General features: G+C 38.2%; 4 protein-coding genes. 2 read left to right on the top strand and 2 right to left on the bottom strand.

Annotated elements, in window-relative coordinates; genetic code table 11:
• Positions 1-1,112: tRNA uridine-5-carboxymethylaminomethyl(34) synthesis enzyme MnmG (gene mnmG / locus ABZC96_RS09490; RefSeq protein WP_373030720.1), on the bottom strand; the 1,112-nt coding region annotated here is incomplete at its 3' end.
• A gap of 97 nt (positions 1,113-1,209) precedes the next feature.
• On the opposite strand from mnmG, the gene ribE reads away from it, so the two are divergent.
• Together ribE and ABZC96_RS09480 are read left to right on the top strand one after the other, a co-directional pair.
• Positions 1,210-1,827: a riboflavin synthase gene (ribE, locus tag ABZC96_RS09485; protein ID WP_373030718.1), complete on the top strand. Its 618-nt coding sequence runs from the start codon at positions 1,210-1,212 to the stop codon at positions 1,825-1,827.
• A complete protein-coding gene (locus ABZC96_RS09480; protein WP_373030716.1) occupies positions 1,827-2,120 on the top strand; it encodes a cupin domain-containing protein in 294 nt (97 codons plus the stop codon). The genes ribE and ABZC96_RS09480 overlap by 1 nt, the downstream gene beginning before the upstream one ends.
• On the opposite strand, the gene ABZC96_RS09475 is transcribed toward ABZC96_RS09480, so the two are convergent.
• A partial coding sequence (locus tag ABZC96_RS09475) for a tRNA (5-methylaminomethyl-2-thiouridine)(34)-methyltransferase MnmD (protein ID WP_373030714.1) occupies positions 2,100-2,757 on the bottom strand: 658 nt, incomplete at its 5' end. The genes ABZC96_RS09480 and ABZC96_RS09475 overlap by 21 nt on opposite strands.

The following is a 2,757-nucleotide window of genomic DNA, read 5'->3' as shown; positions in this document are numbered from 1 at the left end:
GTACCGTTTATCTGTCCAGCAGTATAAAGCCCTTTGATCTTCTTTGTCTCAAGTGTATGTTTTAGATCTGTTGGCTGTACATAGTCATACTCTATAGCATAGCCGTAACGTACGATCTTCGCTTCTTCCATACCTGCAACAGAACGTACCATCTCAAGCTGTACATCTATGGGTAATGATGTACTCATACCGTTGATATAATACTCTGTCTCATCGATCGTTTGAGGCTCTACAAATATCTGATGTCTTGGTCTGTCTCTAAAACGATTGATTTTATCTTCTATACTTGGACAATAACGTGGTCCCACACCTTCTATTTGACCAGAAAACATCGGTGCTCTGTAAAAATTACTCTCGATTATCTCATGTGTCTCTTCATTGGTGTATGTCACATAACAAGGTAACTGCGTAGGATTAAACGTCTTTTTGTCTGTTCGAAAAGAAAATGGCGGAGGGGGTGTATCTCCTGGCTGCACTTCCATCACGGATGTATCGACAGATTTCGCATCAATACGTGCACAGGTGCCTGTTTTAAGACGTCCTATATTTAATCCCAAACCACGTAAGTACTCCGCTAACTCTATAGAAGCAAACTCACCCTGTCTTCCTGCAATCTGTGTTTTCTCACCAATATGGATCAAACCATTTAGGAATGTACCTGCTGTAATGATCACTTTGGATGCAATATAGGTATTGCCAAGTTGTGTCGTAACACCTTTAACTTCACCCTCTTCTATAACCAGACCATCTGCTATCTCTTGTTTCACATCAAGGTTCTCAGTGTTCAACACTACATTACGCATATAGATACGGTATTTATCCATATCTATCTGTGCACGGCTTCCTCTTACTGCCGGACCTTTAGAAGCATTGAGTGTACGAAACTGTATACCTGTTTTGTCTGTACATAGACCCATCTCACCACCAAGTGCATCTACTTCACGCACCAAGTGACCTTTTGCCAACCCACCTATGGCAGGGTTACAAGAAGAAGCTCCTATCTGTTCTGCTAATATTGTGATCATCAGTGTCTTTACACCCATACGCGCGGAAGCTAAAGAAGCCTCTATCCCTGCATGTCCACCACCGATGACTATGACATCATAATTCATAAAAAACCTTACCTCTTATTCGCAAGCTTATACAAGGAATAAGAAAAAATATATATTTTGCTATAATAATCGAATTATATCCAAAAAAAGAGTCTTAATGTTTACAGGTCTAATTAGAGAAATCGCAACAGTAAAAAGCTATCAAAACAACATTTTAACTATTAAGTCTAAACATAAAGCAAAACTTGGAGACTCTATAGCAATCAACGGTGTTTGTCTAACCGTTATCAAAGTGAACAGTGATGGTTTTGATCTTGAACTGGCAGATGAAACACGTTCGATCATCGATGAAAGTAAGATCTCCGGTGCTGTACATATGGAACCTGCTATGATGATGAATGACCGTTTTGAAGGACATATCGTACAAGGACATGTCGATTGTGTCGGTACTGTTTCACAGATTACCCCTAGGGAAAATGCCACTGACTTTATCATTACTGTAGATAAAAAGTACATTGTACATATCATTCCAAAGGGTTCCGTCACCATAGATGGTATCTCACTTACGGTCAATGATGTAGGAGAGGACAACTTCAGACTCACCATCATTCCGCATACCCTCAAAGAAACTTTGATGAAAAACTATAAAGTTGGAACCAAACTTAATATAGAAACTGATGTATTTGCAAGATACATCGACCATATCCTTGCACACAGAAGTTCTAAAAAAGGTATGAGCTGGGATGAAATCGACAGTTTACAGATGACATACTAGTGAATATTTACGACTACATATCTCCTCAAAGTGGTGAAACCTTCACTACCCTTCTCGAACATAAAAATATCAAAATAAACCGTATCGTTAGTTCAGATAATTTAGAGGATACTGAGTACGTCCAGGAAGAAGATGAATGGCTGGTTTTACTTAAGGGTGAAGCTACGCTACTTTTAAATGATGAAGAGAAAAAACTTACAAAAGGAGATACACTTTTTATCTCTGCAAAGACAGTCCATCGTGTTTTAAATACACAGACAGGTACGGTTTGGCTAACGGTACATATCTTTTAGATAGTCTTCATCTTTCATACTGCGTGCTTGGGTATTACGTACTTTTTTTAATTCCATATCTATATATTCTAACCTGTCAAGTAGTTTCAAGCTAGCCACTGTTGAATAACGCATCATTTCGGCTCTATGCACAAAGATAAAAAATCCATTCTCATAAAGTCCTAAACGTATGGCTGCTGCTGTTGAGTAAGTGGTAAGAAGTGCATCCTCTTTGGAAATGGCCCTTATGTCTGCAAAGTGTTCTTTTGTCCAAAGCAGTGGATTGTGTGCGGGACTGAAAGCATCTTGATAGATGATGTCTATCTTTTCTTTGATATTTGGAATACTTCTTCTTGCATCACCTAGAAGTATCTCTATCTTGAATTGTTCATCTTCGTAGTAAAGATTTTGGCTTATAGCTTTTATAATGTGTTTGATACTCTCAAACTCTGGAGGGAAATCAAAAGTATCCAATGAACGTACAAGTCCTTCATCAAACTCTGGAGAGAGTATGTGCACTTTTGTCTTTAATCCCAGTGTTTTAATATAATAAAGTGTAGCAAATGTATTGTAGCCCAATCCAAAACAGATATCTAAAATAGTCAAAGTTGTTTTTTCTTTACTTAAAGCCAAAGCCGGCTTTACATGTTTCTCCAAG

It is taken from the genome of Sulfurovum sp. (genome assembly GCF_041551015.1).
Taxonomy (GTDB): domain Bacteria; phylum Campylobacterota; class Campylobacteria; order Campylobacterales; family Sulfurovaceae; genus Sulfurovum.
Note: the sequence above shows the minus strand (reverse complement) of the source record. Positions and strands in the feature narration are given on the sequence as shown.

Bases quoted from the DNA above. Each gene is read 5' to 3' on its own strand.
- ribE (WP_373030718.1), top strand. From the start codon at position 1,210: ATGTTTACAGGTCTAATTAGAGAAATCGCAACAGTAAAAAGCTATCAA.